Origin of the sequence: Muricoccus radiodurans (assembly GCF_050154705.1) — a bacterium.
GTDB classification, from domain to species: Bacteria; Pseudomonadota; Alphaproteobacteria; order Acetobacterales; family Acetobacteraceae; genus Roseomonas; species Roseomonas radiodurans.
This window is the reverse complement of the sequence record NZ_CP189561.1, coordinates 5,550,331-5,571,275: the sequence shown is the minus strand read 5'-3', so window position 1 is coordinate 5,571,275 and position 20,945 is coordinate 5,550,331. Positions and strand designations below refer to the sequence as shown.

The window sequence follows — 20,945 nt, the reverse complement described above, 5'->3', positions numbered from 1 at the left end:
TCTCAAGCAGGCTGGGCGGCGGTGGCGCGCTGGGCGGACCACAGGCGGACGTTCAGGGGGCCGGGGACTTCGGTGGCCGCGCGCAGGGCACAGCCGGCATCGCCGAGCCAGCCGGCGATGGCCGCGTCGTCGAAGCCGGGCCAGCGATGGGCGCCGCGGTCGATCAGGTCGGCGCGGGCATGGGGGGAGAGGTCCGCCACCAGCAGGGTCCCATCCGGCGTCAGGACGCGGGCGGCCTCGGTGAGGGCGGCGGCAGGGTCCTCGGCGTAGTGCAGCACCATCTGGAGGGTCACGGCGTCGAAGGACGCGTCCGGGAAGGGCAGGCGATACATGTCGGCCTGCCGCACGGCGCAGCGCGGCGCCAGACCGCGCTCCGCCAGCCGCCCGCGCGCGAGGGTGAGCATGTCGCGGCTGGCATCCACGCCCAGCGCCGCGTCGCAGCGGTCCGCGACGAGTTCCAGGAGTTGCCCGGTGCCGGCCCCGATGTCGAGCAGGCGCCCGATGTGGGCGGGCAGCGCCGCCAGCACCGCCGCCTCGATGGCAGCGGCCGGCAGGCCGAGGGCGCGCATCTCGTCCCAATCGGCGCCGGCGGACCGGAAGGCGTCGGAGGCCGCGCGCACCCGCTCCGCGTTCAGCCGGGCCGCGAGGCGGCGGTCGGCGGCCAGCAGCGTGTCGTCCTCCGGCAGCCGGGCGAGGACCGCCCGGGCAAGGTCGGCCCGGGGCGCGAGGGAGAAGTAGACATGCGCCCCCTCCGGATGCCGGTCGAGCAGCCCCGCCTCTACCAGCAATTTCAGGTGGCGCGACAGGCGGGGCTGCGACTGGCCTAGGATCGCGCAGAGGTCGGTCACGTTCAGCGCGCCGCGGGCACAGAGCGCGAGCAGCCGGAGCCGGGTCGGCTCGGCGGCGGCGCGAAGCTGGGCCAGGGTCTCGTCCATGACCCCTTGCATGACATAACGATATCTTTATGTCTAGATCATAGTTCGGAGGGTGCCATGGCGGTGTTTGCCGACGGCCGCGTGCCGGTCGAGGTGGTCACGGATCGCGCGGCGCTGGCGGCCAGCCTCGCCGCCCGGCCGAGCGCCGCCGTGTTGTCGGAGGGGGTCGAAACCCTGGTGCCGGAAGGCGCCTCGACCGGGGCCAGCCTCGCCTCCCTCGCCTCCGCGCACGCGGTGGGATGCGCCTGCTGTGCGGGGGCCATGCGGTCGCCGGTGGCGCAGGCGCTGGACCGGCTTTTCCTCGGGCGGATGACGCGAAGCTGCCCCTGGTTCGACCGGGTGGTGGCGCTGCTGCCCGATCCGGCGGCGCGCGACGCCCTGGCCACGATCCTGCGGGAGGACCCGGTGATCCCGAGCCGCTTCCGCCTGGAGGTCGGGCCGCCTCCCCCGCCGCCGGTGGTCGAGAAGTTCCCGCCGGACGAGCCCTGAGGCGCCCTCTCCGACCCGGCCCTAACGGGGCTGGACGTCGTAGGCGTAGATGCGGGTACGCTCGTCCTCGGGCGCGAACCAGAAGCGCAGGCCGCGGTCGCCCTGGGGCACGACGAAGAAGGGGTTCTGCGTCATCGGCAGGCCGGACTCCGTCCAGAGCTCCACCGGAAGCTGGAAGACCGGCGCGCCGCGGGCCAGGTCCACCAGCTCCACCCCGCCGAGCGCGAAGACCGGGCCATTGGGTCCTTGCGGGCGATAGGCGTTCAGCCCGGAACAGAGGGCCAGCCCCGCCCCGGCCGAGTGGCAGTCCTGGTAGTCGATGTAGTGGGACGGATTGGCGCGGCGCAGCGCCTCGGGCCGCACCTCCGCATTGGCCGGCTTCCCGTCCGGCCCGACCGGCCAGGCGTAGAAGCGGCGCGAGCCCCAGGAGACGCCGTGCAGGGTGTTGGACGCGCGGTCCATCACCAGCCCGCCGATGTGGTCGCCGAAGCGAAAGACCTCCTCGGCCCGCATGTTCGTCGGGTCCACGCGGTAGATGATGGAGCGGCTGTTCGGGCGGTACTCCGCGGCCGGAACCCAGAGGTGCCGGCCGTCATAGTCCAGCCCGCCCGGATGGTAGGAATCGCCCTCCCCCAGCACGAGGTCGCGGAGCAGCCGGCCCTCGGCATCCACCTCGAACAGGTGGCCCCGGCCGCGGCCGGCGCTTCGGTCCATCCCGTCGCGCGGGGGGTCATGGCGCTGCGTGCGCTCGAGGATCTCGACGGACGAGATGTAGAAGCGGTCGCCGATGCGCACCATGCCCTGCGGGTGGTGCGTCGGGAATTGCAGCGTCACGACCGAGACCGGCGTCCAGGTCAGGCCGCGCGAGAGGGTGCGGAGCCGGTCCGGGACGCTGTCCTGCGCCAGGGCGGGAACGGCGGCCGCGGCCGCGAGCGGGGCGGCCAGGAGCGCGGCCATCAGGCGTTTCCTCATGACCGGGAGGCTATCATCGCGTGTGAGGCGATGTCAGCGTCCGCGTGCCGGCCGCCTGACGGTGGCAGAGCGGCCGTGATGGCCTGTCCGGCCGAACGGGCCGAGGGACGGGTCCGGCGCCTATCGATCCGAGGAAGTCCCGCTTCACGACGGCATCAGGAGCGTCACGGCCTCGTCCAGGTTTGCGACGTCCGCATAGGGAAGCCAGTCCGGGTTTCCGGCCTGCCCCAACCGGTTCACCCAGATGCCGCGCACGCCGAGTTCATGGCACGCCTTCATATCCAGAAACATGCCCATCGCGACGTGCACCGTCTCGTCCTTCGTCACGCCCATCGTGCGGTAGGCGTACTCGAAGATCTGCCGGGACGGCTTGTAGGCCTGCGCCCGTTCAGCGGTGACGACGAAGTCGAACGGGACGCCGATGCGCGCCACGTTGTGGACGATGAGATCCTCGTCCGAGTTCGTGAAGATCGCGAGCTTGTAGCGCTCGCGCAGCCGCCGCAGCGCATCCGGCACCTCGGGATGCGGCCCCATCGTCGGGATCGCGGCCGCGAACCGCTCCACCATGCTCTCGCTCGGTGCGAAGCCGTGCTCCAGCAGGGCGGCGCGAAATCCGGCGCGCAGGATATCCTTGTAGAGCCGGTGGGGTCGCTCCGCCTCCAGGCGTCGCGAATGCCGCGAGAAGGTGTCGAGGAGCGCGCCCGCCTCGGCAGCATCCCGCCCCTGCTCGTTGAGCATCAACCCGATCTCATGAAGCAGGACCTCGTACCACTGCACGAGCGTGCCGTAGCAGTCGAAGGTGATCACTTTCGGTGCGGGCTCGAGCACGAAGGTCATGGCGTCCGGTCCGGGCATGATGAAGCGCTGCAAGGCGGCCGACCGTGTCACCCTTTGCTGAGCCATGCCAACCCGCTCACCGGGGACCGCATTCCCCCCTCGGCCTGGAGGCAGCTTGACGTCGCGTCCTTCTCCCGCCTGTCGCCGATGGAGGCGGGCCGCCGCTCCGGCGCTGAACAGACCTCAGACCCGAATGCGGACCTAGAGACGGCCTGCAGCCCGGCCCGGCGGCCAGCGCATCGCGCAGGTTGGGCTGAAGCACCGTTCGGCCGGGGCACGCGTCTCCGGCCCGGACGGGATCAGGCCGGGATCGACCGGTCCCCCTCGCCCAGCGCCTTCTGCATCGTCACCACGTCGACCCAGCGGCCGAACTTCAGCCCGGCCGCGCGCAGCACGCCGACCTGCCGGAAGCCGAGGGAGAGGTGCAGGCCGATCGAGCCGATATTCTCCGAATCCCCGATCACCGCGAGCATCTGGCGGAACCCCGCCGCCTCGGCCCGGGCCAGCAGCTCCGCCACCAGCGCCTTGCCGACGCCCTGCCCCCGCACGTCCTCTCGCACGTAGATCGAATCCTCCGCGGTGAAGCGGTAGGCGGAGCGGAGATGATAGGGCGCGTAATAGGCGTAGCCGAGGATCTCGCCCTCCTCCTCCGCGACGAGCCAGGCATGGCCGGCGCCGGTCACCTTCGCGATGCGGGCGGCCACCTCCGCGGCGCCGGGCGGCTCCTCCTCGAAGGTGCCGGTGCCGTGCAGCACGTGGTGCGCGTAGATCGCGGCGATGGCGGGAGCGTCGTCGGGGCGGGCGTCGCGGATCGGCATGGCGGGCGATGCCTAGAGCGGGACGGGCGCGAGGGGAAGCGGGACGCCCGCCGGAGTGGGCGCGCTCAGACCGGGCGCGCTCAGACCGGCAGCCCCAGGCGCTCGGCCAGCTTCTCGGCCAATGCCAGCACCGCGCGGTCCCGGCCCGCCTGGGCAGTGAGGGAGAGGCCGACCGGCAGGCCGTCCACCTTCCCCGCGGGGATCGTCACCTCGCACAGCCCGCCGAGGCCGGCGATCGCCGTCACGCCGAGGGTGCGCTCCCGGATGCCCTGCTGGTCCTCCTGGGTGACGGTGAGGAGGGGCGCGGGGATGGGAGAGGTCGGGTAGACGAGCACGGCGCCGCCGCCGAGCAGCCCGGCCATCCGCCCCTGGAAGCGGCGGCGGAAGGCGCGGCCGGCCGCGGCCTTCGCCGGGTCCAGGTCGCGGGCGGCGGCGAAGCGCTCCCCCACCCCGGGGCCGAAATTCGGCTTGGTGCCCGTCACCCAGTCCCCGAGAGTGGCCCAGGCCTCCTCCGCCTGCATGCAGCGGAAGTGCTCGTAGATGGTCGGCAGGCCCTCGGGCGCCACGGCGGTGGTCTGGATGGAGCCCTGCAGCGCCTCGACCGCGTTGAGGGCCGGCTGAAGCGCCCGCGCGACGGTGGGGTGCGCGTTCACCCAGGCTTCCTGTACCCGCAGGGCCGGACCCAGCCTCGCGTCGCCGCCCTCCGGCAGCACCGCCTCCCCCACCCGCCGCAGGACCGAGGCGCGGGCGGCGAACCAGCCCGCCGTGTCGAAGGAGGGGCCGAGACCGCGCGCGCCGGTGAGCGGCACCGCGCCCCATGTCGGCCGGATGCCGAAGACGCCGCAATAGGAAGCGGGGATGCGGACCGAGCCGCCGGTGTCGGAGCCGAAGGCGAAGTCCGCCTGCCCCGCCGCGACGACATGCACGGAGCCGCAGGAGGAGCCGCCGGGGAAGCGGTCCGGCGCCGCGGGGTTCAGCGGCGTGCCGTACCAGACATTCTCCCCCGTCAGTCCGTAGGCCAGCTCCACGGTCTTCGTCTTGCCGAGGAGGCGCGCCCCGGCCTCGAGCACGGTCAGAACCACCGGGGCGGTGGCGACGGCGGGCGCGTGGGTGCGGGCCCAGTCCGGGTTGCCGTAGCCGGTGACATGGCCGGCGACGTCGTACAGGTCCTTCACCGCGAAGGTCAGGCCGGCCAGCGGCCCCTCGGCCGCGCCCTCCAGGGCGGCGCGCGCCCCGGGCATGAAGCCGCCATCCCGCTCGCTATCCGTCATCCCGCTCCATCCCTTTGGGATGGGAGATGCTGCGGCACGGAAGGGGTGCTGTCCATCGGCGCCCTCCCGGGCCGCAACGCGACAGGCGGGCTCGGGCCATTCCGCCGGGTCCCAGCGCGGCCTAGGCTCAGGCGGCCCTTTATTCGGAACGCATCATGCGGCGTCTCGCCCTCCTCCTCGCTCTTCTCTCCACGGCCTGCGCGGGGGGCGACACGGCCGGGGGCGGGGCGTCCTGCGCGTCGGACACCGCACACTGGGCGCGTGCCGCCGGCGGATGCCTCGCGATGCAGAGTTACGGGCCGGAGCGGGCCGAGGTGCTGTTCGTCGTCCTGCACGGCGACGTCTCCTCCGGCGGGCCGGCGACCTATCACCGCGCGTTCGCGCGCCGGGTGGCGGAGACGGTGCCCGGGGCGACCGCGTTCGCCCTGATCCGCCCCGGCTACGACGACGGGGAGGGACGCACGAGCGCGGGGGAGCTGAACAACCGCTCCGACCACTACACCGCGGCCAATGTCGCGCTGGTGGCCGAGGCGGTGGCGGGGCTGCGGCAGCGGACCGGCGCGCGCCGGGTGGTCGCGATCGGTCACTCCGGCGGCGCAGCGATGGCGGCCGACATCCTCGCCCTGCATCCCGGCACCTTCGACGGCGCGGTGCTGCTCGCCTGCCCCTGCAACCTGGCGGAATGGCGCACCGGCCGCACGCCGTGGCTGCGCAGCGTCAGCCCGCACAGCGTGGCGGCGCGGGTGCCCGTAACGGCGCGCGTCGTGGCCTATACCGGGTCGGCGGACACGAACACGGCCCCCTCGCAGGCGGCCGGCTACGTGGCGGCGCTGGCCGCGCGCGGCGTGCCAGCACGATTCACCGCGGTGCCGGGCGCGACCCACAACGGCGTCGTGGAAGCCGTGTGGAGCACCGACTATCCGCAAGCGCTGCTGGCGATGACGCGCTGAAGCGCGGGTGATCCCGGGGAGGGCGCTCCGCCCGCGGTGAGAACTGAACGCGCGCCCGGCGCGCTTCCCAACCTTCCGGCCATATCGCAACGCCCGTGTCAGCCAGCCCCTTGGATGCGGGGGGCCGGGGGGCCTCAGGCTCCCCGGCGGAGGGTCCGGGAGGCAGCGCCTCCCGGAGGCCGCCCGCGCCTCACTCCGTGACCCAGGGCAGCGGCGCGTCCGTCATGCGGGTGAGCGACGCGCGGGGACGCCCCTGCGCGTCCCAGTTCGCGTCATCCAGCCAGGCCGAGATGGCCGCGCGGCGGGCGGGCCACTCATCCTCGAGGATGGAGAACCAGGCCGTGTCGCGCAGGCGGCCCTTGATGACCTTCACGGCGCGGAGCGTGCCCTCGTAGCGGAAGCCCAGCCGGTGCGCGGCGGCGCGGGAGGGCGCGTTCATCGCGTGGCACTTCCAGGTGAGCCGCCGGTAGCCGAGGTCGTCCATGGCATGGCGCATCAGGAGAAAGATCGCCTCGGTGGCGGCGCGGGTGCGCTGGAGGCGGGGGGAGAACCAGATGTGGCCGATCTCGATGTCGGAATCGGCGGGGTGGATCTCCATCAGGGTGAGCCAGCCATCCACCGTGCCGGTCCGGTGCTGGCGCACGGCGAAGGCCATCGGATCGTGCTGGGCGGCGAAGGCGGCGACGTGGCGGCGCATCGCGGCCTCGTCCGCGAAGGGGCCGTAGCCCAGATAGGTCCAGCCGGGCTCGGCGCCGGGCGCCTGGGCGGCCTGGAAGAGCTCGGTGGCGTGCCGGACGTGCAGCGGCTCCAGGTCCACGGCGCGGCCGCGATGCGGGATGCGGGCGGGGAGCGGGCGGGGGGTGGGGTCCACCTCCGGTCCGACGGGGGGCGAGGCGGCGGTCGTGCTCATGCGGCGGATGCTGCCGGTCGCGGGCGGACGGCTCAAGCGGGGGTGGGAAGAACCTGCCATCCGGGGGCCGGCCCGGGAGCGGCCGGACCTCCCACCGCGCCGTGGCGGGCGAAAGCTTTCCCGCAGGCGCGTTCCGCATTGCACAAGGCCGTCAGCACCCCCATAGGGGCGGCATGTCCGCGACCGCCGCCCCCGCCGCCCGCGCCCCGAGCGCCGCCTTCTTCTCCGAGACCGTGCTGGATGTCCGGCACTGGACGGACCGGCTCTTCTCCTTCCGCTGCACGCGCGACCCGGCCTTCCGCTTTGCCGCGGGGCAGTTCGCGATGATCGGCCTGATGGTGGACGGGAAGCCGCTGCTGCGGGCCTATTCCATGGGCTCCGCGCCCTGGCAGGAGGAGCTGGAGTTCCTCTCGATCAAGGTGCCGGACGGGCCGCTGACCTCGCGGCTGCAGAACATCGTGCCCGGCGACCAGGTGCTGATCGGGCGCAAGCCGGTGGGCACGCTTCTGCTGGACAACCTGCGGCCGGGCCGCACCCTCTGGCTGTTCTGCACAGGCACCGGGCTGGCCCCCTTCCTGTCCCTCATGCGGGAGCCGGAGGCCTATGACCGCTTCGAGCGGGTGGTGATCCAGCACACCGTGCGGGACGTGGCGGAACTCGCCTTCCGCGACATGATCGAGGGCCTGCCGGAGCACGAGGTGCTGGGTGAGCTGGTGGCGGGCAAGCTGGTCTACCTGCCCAGCGTCACGCGCCAGCCCTTCGTCCGGCAGGGGCGTGCCCCGGCGCTGATCGAGAGCAACCGGCTGACCGACGAGCTCGGCCTGCCGGCCCTGTCCCCGGCCGAGGACCGGGTGATGCTCTGCGGGTCGGAGGCGTTCAACGCCGATATGAAGACGCTGCTGGAAGGGCGCGGCTTCACCGAGGGCTCGAACCACGCCCCCGGCGAGTACGTGCTCGAGAAGGCTTTCGTCGAGAAGTAACGGCGCCCCGCCGGTCGCGCGGGCCGCGAACCGCGCCGGTCAGGCGGGCTCTCCGCCCGCCTGGAGCGTTCCGTGACGCGGCACAGACTATGGCCCGAAGGACACGCTGCGTCCGGCGAGACACAGTCTTGTAAATGATGACGAAATGTTCAGTGGGTCCGCAACCGGGCCTTCCTGTCGCGCGCGGCGCCGGTCTAGCGTGACCTTGGCGAGTCTGCGCGGCGGCTTGCCCCGCCTCGCGCGCTGGCTCCGGCCGGCCGTCCGGGTGGCAACCTAGGTCCGGGAAGCGCCGCGCCCCGGGGGGGATGTAGGACCCAAGAGAATGAGCACCGCCTATCCGTCGGCCGTCCCGGCCGCGCGAAACCAGCCGATGACGCGAGAGGAGAGGAAGGTCATCCTCGGTTCCTCCCTCGGCACCGTCTTCGAGTGGTACGACTTCTACCTCTACGGCAGCCTCGCGGGGCTGATCGGCGCCCACTTCTTCAGCCAGTATCCCGAGGGCACGCGCAACATCTTCGCGCTGCTGACCTTCGCGGCCGGCTTCCTCGTGCGGCCCTTCGGCGCGCTGGTGTTCGGGCGGATCGGCGACCTGGTGGGGCGGAAATACACCTTCCTCGTCACCATCGTGATCATGGGCGCCTCCACCTTCATCGTCGGCCTGCTGCCGGGGTCGGAGAGCATCGGCATCCTCGCCCCGATCCTGCTCATCCTCTTGCGCTGCCTCCAGGGCCTGGCGCTGGGCGGCGAGTATGGCGGCGCCGCGACCTATGTGGCGGAGCACGCGCCCAACGGGCGCCGCGGCTTCTACACCTCCTTCATCCAGATCACCGCGACGGCGGGCCTCTTCCTGTCGCTGCTCGTGATCCTCGGCGTGCGGTCCTACACCGGGGAGGCGGAGTTCGCGGCCTGGGGCTGGCGCATCCCCTTCCTCGTCTCGATCGTGCTGCTCGCCATCTCGGTGTGGATCCGCTCCACGCTCAACGAGAGCCCGGCCTTCCGGAAGATGAAGGAAGAGGGCACGGGATCGAAGGCCCCGCTGTCCGAGGCCTTCGGCCAGTGGCGGAACGCGAAGTGGGCGCTGCTGGCGCTGCTCGGCCTGACCATGGGCCAGGCGGTGGTCTGGTACAGCGGCCAGTTCTACGCGCTGTTCTTCCTCGGCTCGATCCTGAAGGTGGACGGGCCGACGACGAACCTGCTGATCGCATGGTCGCTGCTGCTCGGCTGCCCCTTCTTCGTGGTCTTCGGCTGGCTGTCCGACAAGATCGGGCGCAAGCCGATCATCCTCGGCGGCTGCCTGCTGGCGGCGCTGACCTATTTCCCGCTGTTCAAGCTCCTGACGGCAGAGGCGAACCCGGCACTCTACCAGGCGCAGCAGACCATCCCGGTGGTCGTGCTGACGAACCCGGCGAACTGCTCCTTCCAGTTCAACCCGGTGGGCACGGCGCGCTTCACCCAGCCCTGCGACATCGCGAAGGCCGCGCTGTCCAGCCGCTCCGTCGTGCATTCGGTGGAGGCGTTGCCGGCCGGGGCGCCGGATTCGGATACGGCGGTCCGCATCGCGGGCGGCGCGCCGATCCGGGCGGCCGATCCGGCCTTCGCGGCGCAGCTCACGGCCGGGCTGACGGCGGCGGGATATCCGGCGGCGTCGAACCCGACGGTGGTGAAGATGGCGGGCCCCTTCGACATCTTCCGGGAGCAGCCGGCGGTCATCATCGGCGTGCTCTTCGTGCTCGTGCTCTACGTGACCATGGTCTACGGGCCGATCGCCGCGGCGCTGGTGGAGCTCTTCCCCACGCGCATCCGCTACACCTCCATGTCGCTGCCCTACCACATCGGCAATGGCTGGTTCGGCGGGCTGCTGCCGGCGACATCGCTCGCGATGATCGCGCAGACCGGCGATATCTACTACGGCCTCTGGTACCCGATCGTCATCGCGGCCGCGACGGTGGTGATCGGCGCGATCTTCATCCCCGAGACGAAGGACCGCGACATCTTCGCGGCCGAGGGAACGCCGGACGCGCCGGTGAACACGGCATCCTACCGGGCCTGACCATCAGGGCCTGACGGGCTGGAGGGGCGTCGGGGGAAACCCCGGCGCCCCTTCCCTTTTGAGGGAACAGGGGCAAGATCGGCCGAAAGACCGGGAGGTTCCGCGTGCCGGATGGCGTCGTGCAAGGGGCCCTCGCGCCCGTGCTGCTGCGGGCGGATGCGGAGGGGGTCGCCACCCTCACCCTCAACCGGCCGGCGGCGCGGAACGGGCTCTCCGTGGCGCTGCTGGACGCGCTCTCCGCCGCGTTGGCGGAGATCGCCGGGGACCCGGAGGTGCGCTGCGTCGTCATCGCGGCGGCCGGGCCGGTTTTCTGCGCCGGGCACGACCTGAAGGAGATCACCGCCGCCTTCGGGCAGCCGGACGGGGGCCGCGCCGTCTTCACCGACCTGATGCGGCGCTGCGCCGGGGTGATGCGGGCGATGCCTGCCCTGCCCCAGCCGGTGATCGCCTCGGTCGGGGGGCTGGCGACGGCGGCGGGGTGCCAGCTCGTCGCCGCCTGCGACCTGGTGGTGGCGTCGGAGGCCGCGCGGTTCCAGACGCCCGGCGTGGACATCGGATTGTTCTGCTCCACGCCGGCCGTGGCCCTCTCCCGCGCGGTGGGGCGCAAGTCCGCCATGGAGATGCTGCTGACCGGCGACGCCGTGGACGCCGAGGAGGCGCGGCGGATCGGTCTGGTGAACCGCGTGGTGCCGGCGGATCGGCTCTCGGACGAGGTCCAGGCGCTGGCGGCGCGGATCGCCTCGCGCTCGGCGCTGGCCGTCTCGCTGGGCAAGCGCGCCTTTCACGCGCAGCACGGCCTGCCGCTGGAGGACGCCTACGAGATCGCCGCCGCGACGATGGTCGAGAACCTGCTGGCCGAGGACGCGGCCGAGGGCATCGGCGCCTTCCTCGGGAAGCGCGCCCCGCAATGGAGGCACCGCTGATGGACGCGCCATCCACCGCCGTGAACCCCTATGACGCCCTGCCGCGCACGCCGGCGAACCACCGCGCGCTGACGCCGCTGCTCTTCGTGGAGCGGGCGGCGGCGGTCTTCCCGGACCGGGTCGCGGTGATCCACGGCAGCCGCCGCTGGACCTGGAAGGAGCACCGGGACCGCTGCGTGCGGCTGGCCTCCGCCCTGTCTCGACGCGGCATCGGGCGGGGCGACACGGTGGCGGCGCTGCTGCCGAACGTGCCGGCGATGCTGGAGTGCCACCAGGGCGTGCCGATGTCGGGCGCCGTGCTGAACGCGATCAACATCCGGCTGGACGCCGACACGATCGGCTACATCCTGGACCACGGGGAAGCGCGGGCGATCATCGTGGACCGGGAGTTGGTCCCGGTGCTGGAGAAGGCACTCTCCCTTTCCGCCACGAAGCCGCTTGTCATCGAATACGATGACAGCGAGGCCCCCTTCCCCCACACGATCGGCGGCACGCCCTACGAGGATTTCCTGGGGGAGGGCGATGCGTCCTTCGCCTGGTCCCCGCCGGCCGACGAGTGGGACGCGATCGCGCTGAACTATACCTCCGGCACCACGGGGCGGCCGAAGGGCGTGGTGTATCACCACCGCGGCGCCTATCTCGGCGCGATCGGCAACGTGCTGGCCTGCGGCATCCCGCCGGCGCCGACCTACCTGTGGACGCTGCCGATGTTCCACTGCAACGGCTGGTGCTTCCCCTGGACGGTCGCGGCCCTTGCCGGCACCCATGTCTGCCTGCGCGCCGTGCGCGGCGGGGCGATGTGGGACGCGATCACGGCGCACGGCGTGACCCATATGTGCGGCGCGCCGATCGTGCTCTCGACCCTGGTGAACGCGCCGGAGCGGGTGATGGGCACGGGCGTCGTCTTCGGCACCGCCGGTGCCGCGCCGCCGGAGGCGGTGCTGGCCGCGGCCGATGCCGCGGGCGTCACGGTGCGCCACATCTACGGCCTGACCGAGTGCTACGGTCCCGCCGTGGTGAACGAGTGGCACCCGGAGGACAGCGAGAAACCCGCGCCGGAGCGCGCCGCCCTTATGGCGCGCCAGGGAGTGCGCTACGTCACGCTCGAGGATTTCGACGTCTTCGCGGAGGGGGACGTCCCCGTCCCCGCCGACGCGGCCACCCTGGGAGAGGTGGTGATGCGCGGCAACATGGTGATGAAGGGCTATCTGAAGGACCCGGCCGCGACGGAGAAGGCCTTTGCCCGCGGCTGGTTCCGCACCGGCGACCTGGGGGTGAAGCACCCGGACGGCTATGTCCAGCTGAAGGACCGGGCGAAGGACATCATCATCTCCGGCGGGGAGAACATCAGCAGCATCGAGGTGGAGGACGCGCTCTACAAGCACCCGGCGGTCGCCGTGGCCGCCGTCGTCGCTGCCCCGGACGAACGCTGGGGCGAGGTGCCCTGGGCCTTCGTCGAGCTGAAGCCGGGCGCCGAGGCGACGGAGGAGGCGCTGATCGCCCATTGCCGGGAACGCCTGGCCGGCTTCAAGACGCCCAAGCGGGTCCTGTTCCGGGAAGTGCCCAAGACCTCCACGGGCAAGCTCCAGAAGGTGCCGCTGCGCCAGGCGGTCCGGGAAGGGATGGTCTAGCCAACCGGCGGGCCGGGGCCAGATGGAACGATTCCGTCTGTCGCGCGCTCACCAGGGGCGAGAGCGGCGGAAGGGCGATGCGCGACGGGACCGAACTGGCAACCGAGGCCGAGCAGCGGGAGGAGTCCGGGCCGACCCCGGCCCAGCGCCGCCGCCGGCGGATGGGACTGGTGGTCGGGGGGCTGGTCCTTCTCATCCTGGCCGCGGTCATCCTCGACCGCCTGCTGGTGGTGCGGCCAGGCGCCGCGCAGATGGTGGTGCTGACCAATTCCGGAGAGGTGACGCGGGTCATCGCCCCCGGCCAGACCGGTTACGTGAATCCCTGGACGGACAGCCGCGTGGTCTACGACATGGCCCTGATCGCGGCCGACCGGGCCGCCCCGCCCCGCGGCATGGGCGCGGTCAGCGCCGAGGGCCATTCCCTGACCGTCTTCGGCACCGCCTACTGGCGCGAGGGACGCGAGGACGACATCCGTTGGCGGGTCGCCCACATCCGCAACCAGGGGGAGACGGTGGCGACCCTCATGGCGGGCGCGGTGCAGGCGGTCGTAGGGCGTTATGCCATGGACGACCTCATCCACCGCATGCCGGAGGTGCAGACGGCCCTGACCGAGGCGCTGCGGGCCCGGGCGCGGGAGCTGCTGCGGGTGGACGTCGCCGAGTTCGTCGTGACGGGCATCGAGCCCGGGGAGAGCTACCGTCAGGTCGTGGCGGAGCGGGAGCTCGGCCGCGCGCGGGCCGCCTCGGTCTCCGCCTCGCCGGCGCTCTCCGCGATGAACCCCTACGCGCTGGAGGTGGAGCGCATCCGCCGATGGGACGGGCGCGGCATCATCCCCGAATTCGGCCGCCGCGGCGGGCCGGGCGGCGAGGAGGATCGCGAGCCCGGCCGTCGCTGAGCGGGGGGGAGCAGACAAGCTGCCGACCTGATCGTCTTGCCGCGGGCCCGGCCGCGCCGCATGACGGAAGCATGACCGCCATCGCGATCCGGGACTGCCGTCCCGGGGATCTCCCCGCCATCGCCCGCATCTACGGCCACTGGGTCGAGACCGGCCGCGCCTCCTTCGAGCTGTCCCCGCCCGGCGAGGAGGAGATGGAGAGGCGACGGGACGCGATCCTCGCCGGCGGATATCCCTACATCGTCGCGGAGGACGCTGACGGGACGGTGCTCGGCTACGCCTATGTCTCGGCCTATCGGCCACGGCCGGCCTACCGGCACGCGGTAGAGAACTCGGTCTATGTCTCCCCGGAGGCCGGGCGCGGCGGCATCGGGCGGGCGCTGCTTACCGCCCTGATCGCGCGCTGCGAGGCGGCGGATTTCCGCCTCATGGTCGCGGTCATCGGGGACAGCGCCAATGCGCCCTCCATCGGGCTGCACGCGGCGCTCGGCTTCCGGCATGTGGGCGTCCTGCCCTCGATCGGCTGGAAGCACGAGCAGTGGCTGGACACGGTGCTGATGGTGCTGCCGCTCGGCCCCGGGGACACGGCGCCGCCCGGCCGGCCGTGACCCTCGCCGGGCCAGCCGGCGTCAGGACGCGGCCGCCTTTCGCAATCGCCCGGTGAGCGCGGCCAGGCGGGTGCGGAGGACCGTCACGGCCTCCTCCGCCTCGTCCAGCGCGCAGCCGATGGCAGCCCGAACCTCGACGGCCCGTGCCTGCAGGGCGCGGCCCCGCTCGGTCAGGCGGATGCGGACCTGCCGTTCATCCTCGGGGTCGCGGTCCCGCCGCAGCAGGCCCGCGGCCTCCATGCGCTTCAGCAGCGGCGTGAGGGTGCCGGAATCGAGGCTCAGCCGTCCCCCGATCTCCTTCACCGTCCGGCCGTCCGCCTCCCAGAGGATCAGCAGCACAAGGTACTGCGGGTAAGTCAGGCCGAGCGGTTCGAGCAGCGGCTTGTAGGCCGCGGTGAAGGCATGGTTCGCGGCGTAGACGGCGAAGCAGAGATTGTCCTCGAGCCGTTGGCAGGAGGGCGGGGGCATCGGATCGGGATCGGTGGGCACCCCCGGAATCTAGCGAGGATGCCACTTGCTTTCAATTAAATTGTGTACTATATAATTGGTCACCGCCTAATGACGGAACCGACCGGGCCGGGCGCCCGCCGAGACAGGAGACGACGATGTCCGTGGACGTGAAGTACACCACCGAGGCGACCGCGACCGGGGGCCGCGACGGCCGGTCCCGGACGGCGGACGGCGCGCTGGACGTACGGCTGACCACCCCGAAGGAGCTCGGCGGCGCTGGCGGAGAGGGCAACAACCCCGAGCAGCTCTTCGCGGCGGGTTACGCGGCCTGCTTTCTCGGTGCGCTGAAGTTCGTCGCCGGCCAGGAGAAGGTGCGGGTGCCCGGCGAGGCGACGGTCACCGCCAAGGTCGGCATCGGCCCGCGCTCGGAGGGCGGCTTCGGCATCACGGCCGACTTGACCGTCTCCCTGCCCGGCATCGAGCGTGCCCAGGCGGAGGCGCTGGTCCAGAAGGCGCACCAGGTCTGCCCCTATTCCAACGCCACGCGGAACAACGTGAATGTCGGCCTGACGGTCGCCTAACGCCTTCGCCCGCACGGGCATGGTGAAGGGCCCCGCCCCGGGTTCCGGGGCGGGGCCTTCGTCGTTCCCGGCACGTCCGTCGCCGCCGTCCCCGCGAAACGTCGCCACGACCGGCGGCGTTCACCCCCCGCCCAAGGGGAAGCCCATGCCCGAACAGACCACCGCGCCACCGCCGATCGCGCAGCACGGGGCGTCGCAGCTCAGCTCCGTCACGCTCGATGCGTACAATGCCGAGCTGCGCGACAAGGACGGTTTCATCGGCGACCGCGCGAGCAAGCGCGCCTTCCGCGCCATCCTGGACGAGTGGCGGGAGCGGATGCGCGCCGCGGGCGAGGACCCGCTGGGCGACGCGCCGACCGAGGAGCTGACGAAGCGCCGCCTGGACAAGGTGCTGGCCGAGGGCGACGTGGAGGCGGCCGGGCTGGTGCAGGCCGCGCTGGAGGAATTCTCGCAGGAACTCGCCGCCGTCACCCGGCGCTTCCTGAAGCTGAAGGGCTGGAGGGACACGCAGCGCATCGCCGTGGGCGGCGGGATGAGCGGCAGCCGCATCGGCAAGCTGGCCATCGGCCGCGCCTCCGTCCTGCTGAAGGCGGACGGCCAGGGCGTGGAGCTGCGCCCCATCGCGCACGAGCCGGACGAGGCCGGGCTGATCGGCGCCGCCCATCTGGCGCCGAGCTGGATCTTCGCGGGCCATGACAGCCTGCTGGCCGTGGACATCGGCGGCACGAACATCCGCGCGGGAATCGTCGAGCTGAACCTGAAGAAGGCGAAGGATCTCTCGGCCGCGCGAGTCATCGGCCTGGACCTGTGGCGGCACCGCGACGACACCCCCACGCGCGACGAGGCGGTGCAGCGGCTCGCGGAGATGCTGCGCGGGCTGGCCGCGCGCGCGCGGTCCGAGAAGCACCGACTCGCGCCCTTCATCGGCATTGGCTGCCCCGGCATCATCGAGGCCGACGGCTCCATCGACCGCGGCGGACAGAACCTGCCGGGCAACTGGGAGAGCAGCCGCTTCAACCTGCCCACCGCGCTCCGGGCCGCCGTGCCGGAACTCAACGGGGAGCCGAGCGTCGTGCTCATGCACAATGATGCGGTGGTTCAGGGGCTGAGCCAGACGCCCTTCATGCAGGACGTGGAGCGCTGGGGGGTGCTGACCATCGGCACCGGCCTCGGGAATGCCCGCTTCACCAACCGCGCGCCCACCGCCTCAGCCGACTGAGTCCGGCCAGGGCACGGGAATCGTATCTCCCGCGATGTAGAGAGGATGCCCGGGCTGGCCATCCGCGGTGACGCGCAGCGCCATCGCCCGCACGCCCGCCGTCGCCAGCAGCGCCGCGACCTGCGCCCCGCGGCCGCGGAGGGGCTTCGGCGGCAGGCCCCAGGCGGCTACGACACGGTCGGCGCGGGCGGACCATTCGGCGATGGCCGCGTCATTGCCGGGCCCGACGGGGTCCTCGGCCTGCAACAGCATCTCCGGCCGTGTGGCGCGCAGCGCGAAGGCGTTCAGCACGACCATGGCGGAGAAGCCCCACCGCCGCGTGAAGTCGCGGGCGCGGCGGACGGTGGGATCGTCCACCGTCTCGTCCGCCGTGCTCGGGTTCATCATGATCCAGGCGCAAAAGCCGGGACTGCCGAAGGGCTTTCCATCCCAGCGGCGCTCCAGCACGGTGCGGTAGCGGCCATCGGCGCTGAACTCGGCGCGGCTGACGACATCCGGCGTGATCTTCAGCCGGACCTTGCCGCCGGGGTCGTGGAGATCCTGGGGACGTCCCGCGGGAAAGAGGTCCGGGGTCTTGCCCCTCACCGCGCGCTCGCGCTCGCCTCCGACCGCGTGGCGCCGACGCGGCTGGCCAGCGCCGCGGCCATGAAGTCGTCCAGTTCCCCGTCCAGCACGGCGGCCGGATTGCCCTTCTCCACCCCGGTGCGGAGGTCCTTCACCATCTGATAGGGCTGCAACACGTAAGAGCGGATCTGGTGCCCCCAGCCGATGTCGGTCTTGCCGGCCTCGGTGGCGGCCGAGACCGCCTCGCGCTTCTGCAGCTCCAACTCGTAGAGGCGGGCGCGCAGCATATCCATCGCGATGGCGCGGTTGCGGTGCTGGGACCGGTCCTGCGTGGACGCCACCACGATCCCCGTGGGGATGTGCGTGAAGCGCACGCCGGATTCCGTCTTGTTCACGTGCTGCCCGCCGGCGCCGGAGGCGCGGAAGGTGTCGGTCTTCAGGTCGGCCGGGTTGATCTCGACCTGAATGCGGTCGTCGATCACCGGGTACACGTAGACCGAGGCGAAGCTCGTCTGCCGCTTGTCGTTGCCCCCGAAGGGCGAGATGCGGACGAGGCGGTGGACGCCCATCTCCGTCTTCAGCCAGCCATAGGCGCTGTCGCCGGACACCTGGATGGTGGCGGACTTGATGCCGGCCTCGTCGCCGTCGCTCCGCTCGGTCATCGTGACCTTGTAGCCATGCGCCTCGGCCCAGCGCGTGTACATGCGGAGCATCATCTCCGCCCAGTCCTGCGCGTCGGTGCCGCCGGCGCCGGCATTCACCTCGACATAGGCATCGTTCGCGTCCGCCTCGCCGGACAGGAGGCTCTCGATCTCCCGCCGCTTGGCCTCCCCGGCCAGGCGGTGCAGGTCGGCGACAGCGGCATCGGCCGTGGCGGCGTCGCCCTCGGCCTCGGCCAGCTCCACCAACTCCAGCGCGTCCGCGACGTCCGTCTCCAGCTTGCGGACGCCGTCGATCTGGCCCGAGAGCCGGGTCCGCTCGCGCATCAGCTTCTGCGCGACGGCGGCGTCGTTCCACAGGCTCGGGTCCTCGGCCCGGGCATTCAGCTCCTGGAGCCGCACCAGGGCGGCGTCCCAGTCCAGGTGGCGGCGCAGCAGCGCCACGCTGTCGGCGATCTGGGCCTTCAGGCCCTCGGCATCGGCACGCATGGGGACCGTCTCAACGGACCGCGCCGGGCGCGGCCCGCACCTCTGTCAGGGAATAGGGGGCCGACCTAGTAGAGCCCGCCCAGGCCGCTGTCCACGGCCGCCGCCGTGGCGGGCCCGCTGCTCCGGCCGCCACCGCCGCCACCTCCATAGCCGCCGGCCATGGGCGGCCGCGCCGCCGTCTCGGTGCCTGGGCGGAAGGCCTCCAGGATCGTGTCGCGACCGGCGGGGATGCGCACCAGCGCCACCCCTGGCGGCGCCCGGAACGGCACGGGCGGGCTGCCCTCCAGGGCCGCGGCCACCACCTCGTTGAAGATGGGGGCCGCGTTGCCGCCGCCCGTCTCTCCCTCTCCGAGTGAATGCGGGTCGTCGAAGCCGACCCACACCGCCACGACGATGTCGGGGGTGAAGCCGACGAACCAGTTGTCGTACTGGTCGTTCGTGGTGCCGGTCTTGCCGGCCACGGGGCGGTTCAGCCCCTGCCCCGCCCGCACGCCGGTGCCGCGCTGGACCACGCCCTGCAGCAGGGACACCATCTGGTAGGCGGCGATCGGGTCCACCGCCACGCGGCGGGTGTCGTTCAGCTGCGGCGGGCCGGCCGTCGGCTCGGCGTCGCAGCCGACGCAGCGCCGCGCCTCGGACCGCCAGACCACGCGGCCGAAGCGGTCCTGCACGCTGTCGATCACCGTGGGCTCCACGGCGCGGCCCCCGTTGGCGAAGGCGGCATAGCCCGCGGCCATCCGCATCACCGTCGTCTCTCCCGCGCCGAGCGCCATGGAGAGAAGGTGCGGCATGTTCGGCATCACCCCGAAGCGCCGGGCGGTGTCGGCCACCTTGTCGATCCCGACCTCCTGCGCCAGCCGGACGGTGACGAGGTTCAGCGACCGCTCGATCGCTTGGCGCATGGTAACCATGCCCTGGCCGGCGCCGCCGCCGTAATTCGTCGGCCGCCACACGCCCTGGGCCGTCTGCAGCTCGAAGGGTCCGTCCAGCAGCATCTGGTTCGGTGGGATGCCCTGCTCCAGCGCCGTGACGTAGACGAAGGGCTTGAAGGAGGAGCCGGGCTGCCGCATCGCCTGGGTCGCGCGGTTGAACCAGGACCGCTCGAAGTTGAAGCCGCCGGACATGGCGAGCACGCGGCCCGTGGAGGGGTCGAGCGCGACGATCGCGCCCTCCACCTGGGGGATCTGGCGCAGGGCCAGCCGCTCCGGCCGGCCGCGAGAGGCGGGCTGGGTCTCGACCATCACCACGTCGCCCACCGCGACCACGTCCGCCATCCGGCGGGGCGCGCCGCCCATGCGACCGTCCCGCACCGGGCGAGCCCATCCGGACACGTCCTCGAAGTGGAGGCGCGCCTCCCGCGGCTGGGCGGGCGCGCGCGGCGCCGGGCGCTCGGCCCAGCCGAGCCGCGCCTCGCGGTCCCGCACCTCCAGCACCACGGCCAGGCGCCAGTCCGGCAGCATCCCCGGCACGCGCGTCACGCCCTCCAGCGCCGGCATCCACTCGGCCGAGGCGGCGGAGATCCGCGCCACCGGCCCGCGCCAGCCGCCGCGGCGGCGGTCATAGTTCATGAGGTGCGTGCGCAGCGTCTGCTCCACCACCAACTGCAGCCGCGGGTCCATAGAGGTGCGGACCACGAGGCCGCCCATGGTGGTCTGCTCCGGCCCGAAGCGCTGGGTCAGCTCGCGGCGGACCTCCTCCGTGAAGTACTGGCCGTGGGCGACCATGTCCGGGCGGGCGCGGCCGCGGAACTGGATGAGCTCGCGCTTGCCGGCGTCCGCCTCTTCCCGCGTGATGACCCCGTCCTCGGCCATGCGGTCCAGCACCCAGTCGCGGCGGGCCTTCGCGGCCTCGGGGTAGCGGGCGGGGTTGTAGTTGTTCGGCGCCTTCGGCAGGGCGGCGAGGAAGGCCATCTCGGCGATCGAGAGCTCGTCCAGGCCCTTGTTGAAGTAGTTCTGCGCGGCGGCGGCCACGCCATAGGCCTGAGCGCCGAGGAAGATCTCGTTGAGATAGATCTCGAGGATGCGCTCCTTGCTCATCGCGGCCTCCAGCCGCGTCGCGAGGATCGCCTCCCGCACCTTCCGCATCAGGGTGCGGTCGGCGCCCACCAGCATGTTCTTGGCGACCTGCTGGGTGATGGTGGAGGCGCCGCCGGCGCGACGGCCGGATCCGAGCTGCTCCAGGTTGGTGATGGCGGCGCGCAGGATGCCGATCGGATCGACGCCGTGGTGATCCCAGAAGCGCTGGTCCTCGGCCGAGACGAAGGCCTGCTGCAGCCGGCGGGGAATGGCGCCGATCGGGACGAAGACGCGGCGCTCCAGCGCCATCTCCGCCATCAGGCGGGAATCGGCCGCGTAGATACGGGACATCTGTGGCGGCTGGTAGTCGGCCAGCCAGTTGTGGTCCGGCAGGTCCGCCGTCGCGGCGCGCCAGAGGCCGTAAGCGGCGATGCCGCCCACCACCACGCCGATCAGCCCGACGGCGAAGACGAAGCCGACGAAGCGGCGCAGCCAGAGACCGCGGCGCTTCTTCTGGACCGGCGGGCGGGCGATCTCCGGCGGCGGGCTCGGGATGTTCAGCTCGTCCACGGGGTCGGGCGCGCCGCGGCCGACGCCGGCCGCCCGGGGGGCGGTGCGCTCGCCCACCAGAGGGCGGTCGGCGCGAAGAGGTGGTTGAGCCATTCTATCCCTCGGGGGCGCCCGGCCGGGCGTCCCAT

The 20,945-nt window shown here is 72.4% G+C and carries 20 protein-coding genes; 10 read left to right on the top strand and 10 right to left on the bottom strand.

The window, feature by feature from the left end; all coding sequences use genetic code 11:
- Nucleotides 1–2: 2 nt before the first annotated feature.
- On the bottom strand, nt 3–935 hold the full coding sequence (locus tag ACP6CK_RS25935) for an ArsR/SmtB family transcription factor (protein ID WP_426956220.1): 933 nt from the start codon (nt 933–935) through the stop codon (nt 3–5).
- Nucleotides 936–992: 57 nt separating this feature from the next.
- Between ACP6CK_RS25935 and ACP6CK_RS25930 the strand changes: the two genes are divergently transcribed.
- Nucleotides 993–1,424, top strand: a complete 432-nt coding sequence (locus ACP6CK_RS25930) for a hypothetical protein (RefSeq protein ID WP_426956219.1) — start codon at nt 993–995, stop codon at nt 1,422–1,424.
- A 21-nt stretch (nt 1,425–1,445) separates the two neighbouring features.
- Here ACP6CK_RS25930 and ACP6CK_RS25925 read toward each other — a convergent pair whose 3' ends face one another.
- The 4 genes from ACP6CK_RS25925 to ACP6CK_RS25910 all read right to left on the bottom strand — a co-directional run bounded on the left by ACP6CK_RS25925 (nt 1,446) and on the right by ACP6CK_RS25910 (nt 5,322).
- Entirely contained in the window at nt 1,446–2,381 is a 936-nt protein-coding gene (locus ACP6CK_RS25925; protein WP_426956218.1) for a DUF6454 family protein, read from the bottom strand.
- 159 nt (nt 2,382–2,540) lie between these two features.
- Complete coding sequence (locus tag ACP6CK_RS25920) at nt 2,541–3,299, bottom strand: haloacid dehalogenase type II (RefSeq protein WP_426956217.1); 759 nt, start codon at nt 3,297–3,299, stop codon at nt 2,541–2,543.
- Between the two features lie 233 nt (nt 3,300–3,532).
- Complete coding sequence (locus ACP6CK_RS25915) at nt 3,533–4,051, bottom strand: N-acetyltransferase family protein (RefSeq protein ID WP_426956216.1); 519 nt, start codon at nt 4,049–4,051, stop codon at nt 3,533–3,535.
- An 80-nt stretch (nt 4,052–4,131) separates the two neighbouring features.
- On the bottom strand, nt 4,132–5,322 hold the full coding sequence (locus ACP6CK_RS25910; RefSeq protein ID WP_426956215.1) for an amidase: 1,191 nt from the start codon (nt 5,320–5,322) through the stop codon (nt 4,132–4,134).
- Between the two features lie 155 nt (nt 5,323–5,477).
- Between ACP6CK_RS25910 and ACP6CK_RS25905 the strand changes: the two genes are divergently transcribed.
- Nucleotides 5,478–6,272: an alpha/beta hydrolase gene (locus ACP6CK_RS25905; RefSeq protein ID WP_426956214.1), complete on the top strand. Its 795-nt coding sequence runs from the start codon at nt 5,478–5,480 to the stop codon at nt 6,270–6,272.
- Between the two features lie 190 nt (nt 6,273–6,462).
- Here the strand turns inward: ACP6CK_RS25905 and ACP6CK_RS25900 are convergent, their stop codons facing one another.
- Nucleotides 6,463–7,182, bottom strand: a complete 720-nt coding sequence (locus ACP6CK_RS25900) for a GNAT family N-acetyltransferase (RefSeq protein WP_426956213.1) — start codon at nt 7,180–7,182, stop codon at nt 6,463–6,465.
- Between the two features lie 173 nt (nt 7,183–7,355).
- Here ACP6CK_RS25900 and ACP6CK_RS25895 point away from each other — a divergent pair, with 173 nt between their 5' ends.
- From ACP6CK_RS25895 to ACP6CK_RS25870, 6 genes are all read left to right on the top strand, one after another.
- Complete coding sequence (locus ACP6CK_RS25895; RefSeq protein WP_426956212.1) at nt 7,356–8,162, top strand: ferredoxin--NADP reductase; 807 nt, start codon at nt 7,356–7,358, stop codon at nt 8,160–8,162.
- Between the two features lie 322 nt (nt 8,163–8,484).
- A complete protein-coding gene (locus ACP6CK_RS25890) occupies nt 8,485–10,212 on the top strand; it encodes an MFS transporter (protein ID WP_426956211.1) in 1,728 nt (575 codons plus the stop codon).
- Nucleotides 10,213–10,331: 119 nt separating this feature from the next.
- The gene (locus ACP6CK_RS25885) at nt 10,332–11,135 is read left to right on the top strand and encodes an enoyl-CoA hydratase (protein ID WP_426956210.1); all 804 of its coding nucleotides are present in this window, start codon (nt 10,332–10,334) and stop codon (nt 11,133–11,135) included.
- Nucleotides 11,135–12,766, top strand: coding sequence for an AMP-binding protein (locus ACP6CK_RS25880; protein ID WP_426956209.1), 1,632 nt, complete (start codon nt 11,135–11,137; stop codon nt 12,764–12,766). Before ACP6CK_RS25885 ends, ACP6CK_RS25880 begins: the two co-directional genes overlap by 1 nt.
- Nucleotides 12,767–12,843: 77 nt before the next feature.
- The gene (locus ACP6CK_RS25875) at nt 12,844–13,662 is read left to right on the top strand and encodes an SPFH domain-containing protein (RefSeq protein WP_426956208.1); all 819 of its coding nucleotides are present in this window, start codon (nt 12,844–12,846) and stop codon (nt 13,660–13,662) included.
- 71 nt (nt 13,663–13,733) lie between these two features.
- On the top strand, nt 13,734–14,270 hold the full coding sequence (locus tag ACP6CK_RS25870) for an N-acetyltransferase family protein (RefSeq protein WP_426956207.1): 537 nt from the start codon (nt 13,734–13,736) through the stop codon (nt 14,268–14,270).
- A gap of 21 nt (nt 14,271–14,291) precedes the next feature.
- Here the strand turns inward: ACP6CK_RS25870 and ACP6CK_RS25865 are convergent, their stop codons facing one another.
- On the bottom strand, nt 14,292–14,759 hold the full coding sequence (locus tag ACP6CK_RS25865) for a MarR family winged helix-turn-helix transcriptional regulator (RefSeq protein ID WP_426956206.1): 468 nt from the start codon (nt 14,757–14,759) through the stop codon (nt 14,292–14,294).
- A 116-nt stretch (nt 14,760–14,875) separates the two neighbouring features.
- On the opposite strand from ACP6CK_RS25865, the gene ACP6CK_RS25860 reads away from it, so the two are divergent.
- Together ACP6CK_RS25860 and ACP6CK_RS25855 are read left to right on the top strand one after the other, a co-directional pair.
- Nucleotides 14,876–15,301: an organic hydroperoxide resistance protein gene (locus tag ACP6CK_RS25860; protein ID WP_426956205.1), complete on the top strand. Its 426-nt coding sequence runs from the start codon at nt 14,876–14,878 to the stop codon at nt 15,299–15,301.
- Nucleotides 15,302–15,446: 145 nt separating this feature from the next.
- Nucleotides 15,447–16,520 (top strand): hypothetical protein, encoded by a 1,074-nt coding sequence (locus ACP6CK_RS25855; RefSeq protein ID WP_426956204.1) that lies wholly within the window; start codon nt 15,447–15,449, stop codon nt 16,518–16,520.
- Here ACP6CK_RS25855 and ACP6CK_RS25850 read toward each other — a convergent pair.
- The 3 genes from ACP6CK_RS25850 to ACP6CK_RS25840 all read right to left on the bottom strand — a co-directional run bounded on the left by ACP6CK_RS25850 (nt 16,509) and on the right by ACP6CK_RS25840 (nt 20,910).
- Entirely contained in the window at nt 16,509–17,105 is a 597-nt protein-coding gene (locus ACP6CK_RS25850; RefSeq protein WP_426956203.1) for a DUF1643 domain-containing protein, read from the bottom strand. The genes ACP6CK_RS25855 and ACP6CK_RS25850 overlap by 12 nt on opposite strands.
- The gene (gene prfB / locus ACP6CK_RS25845; protein ID WP_426956202.1) at nt 17,102–18,232 is read right to left on the bottom strand and encodes a peptide chain release factor 2; all 1,131 of its coding nucleotides are present in this window, start codon (nt 18,230–18,232) and stop codon (nt 17,102–17,104) included. The genes ACP6CK_RS25850 and prfB overlap by 4 nt, the downstream gene beginning before the upstream one ends.
- Nucleotides 18,233–18,297: 65 nt before the next feature.
- On the bottom strand, nt 18,298–20,910 hold the full coding sequence (locus tag ACP6CK_RS25840) for a penicillin-binding protein 1A (RefSeq protein ID WP_426956201.1): 2,613 nt from the start codon (nt 20,908–20,910) through the stop codon (nt 18,298–18,300).
- Nucleotides 20,911–20,945: the final 35 nt, after the last annotated feature.

Coding starts and splice junctions, on each gene's coding strand:
- ACP6CK_RS25935 (WP_426956220.1), bottom strand. CDS start 935: ATGGACGAGACCCTGGCCCAGCTTCGCGCCGCCGCCGAGCCGACCCGG.
- ACP6CK_RS25930 (WP_426956219.1), top strand. CDS start 993: ATGGCGGTGTTTGCCGACGGCCGCGTGCCGGTCGAGGTGGTCACGGAT.
- ACP6CK_RS25925 (WP_426956218.1), bottom strand. CDS start 2,381: ATGGCCGCGCTCCTGGCCGCCCCGCTCGCGGCCGCGGCCGCCGTTCCC.
- ACP6CK_RS25920 (WP_426956217.1), bottom strand. CDS start 3,299: ATGGCTCAGCAAAGGGTGACACGGTCGGCCGCCTTGCAGCGCTTCATC.
- ACP6CK_RS25915 (WP_426956216.1), bottom strand. CDS start 4,051: ATGCCGATCCGCGACGCCCGCCCCGACGACGCTCCCGCCATCGCCGCG.
- ACP6CK_RS25910 (WP_426956215.1), bottom strand. CDS start 5,322: ATGACGGATAGCGAGCGGGATGGCGGCTTCATGCCCGGGGCGCGCGCC.
- ACP6CK_RS25905 (WP_426956214.1), top strand. CDS start 5,478: ATGCGGCGTCTCGCCCTCCTCCTCGCTCTTCTCTCCACGGCCTGCGCG.
- ACP6CK_RS25900 (WP_426956213.1), bottom strand. CDS start 7,182: ATGAGCACGACCGCCGCCTCGCCCCCCGTCGGACCGGAGGTGGACCCC.
- ACP6CK_RS25895 (WP_426956212.1), top strand. CDS start 7,356: ATGTCCGCGACCGCCGCCCCCGCCGCCCGCGCCCCGAGCGCCGCCTTC.
- ACP6CK_RS25890 (WP_426956211.1), top strand. CDS start 8,485: ATGAGCACCGCCTATCCGTCGGCCGTCCCGGCCGCGCGAAACCAGCCG.
- ACP6CK_RS25880 (WP_426956209.1), top strand. CDS start 11,135: ATGGACGCGCCATCCACCGCCGTGAACCCCTATGACGCCCTGCCGCGC.
- ACP6CK_RS25875 (WP_426956208.1), top strand. CDS start 12,844: ATGCGCGACGGGACCGAACTGGCAACCGAGGCCGAGCAGCGGGAGGAG.
- ACP6CK_RS25870 (WP_426956207.1), top strand. CDS start 13,734: ATGACCGCCATCGCGATCCGGGACTGCCGTCCCGGGGATCTCCCCGCC.
- ACP6CK_RS25860 (WP_426956205.1), top strand. CDS start 14,876: ATGTCCGTGGACGTGAAGTACACCACCGAGGCGACCGCGACCGGGGGC.
- ACP6CK_RS25855 (WP_426956204.1), top strand. CDS start 15,447: ATGCCCGAACAGACCACCGCGCCACCGCCGATCGCGCAGCACGGGGCG.
- prfB (WP_426956202.1), bottom strand. CDS start 18,232: ATGCGTGCCGATGCCGAGGGCCTGAAGGCCCAGATCGCCGACAGCGTG.
- ACP6CK_RS25840 (WP_426956201.1), bottom strand. CDS start 20,910: ATGGCTCAACCACCTCTTCGCGCCGACCGCCCTCTGGTGGGCGAGCGC.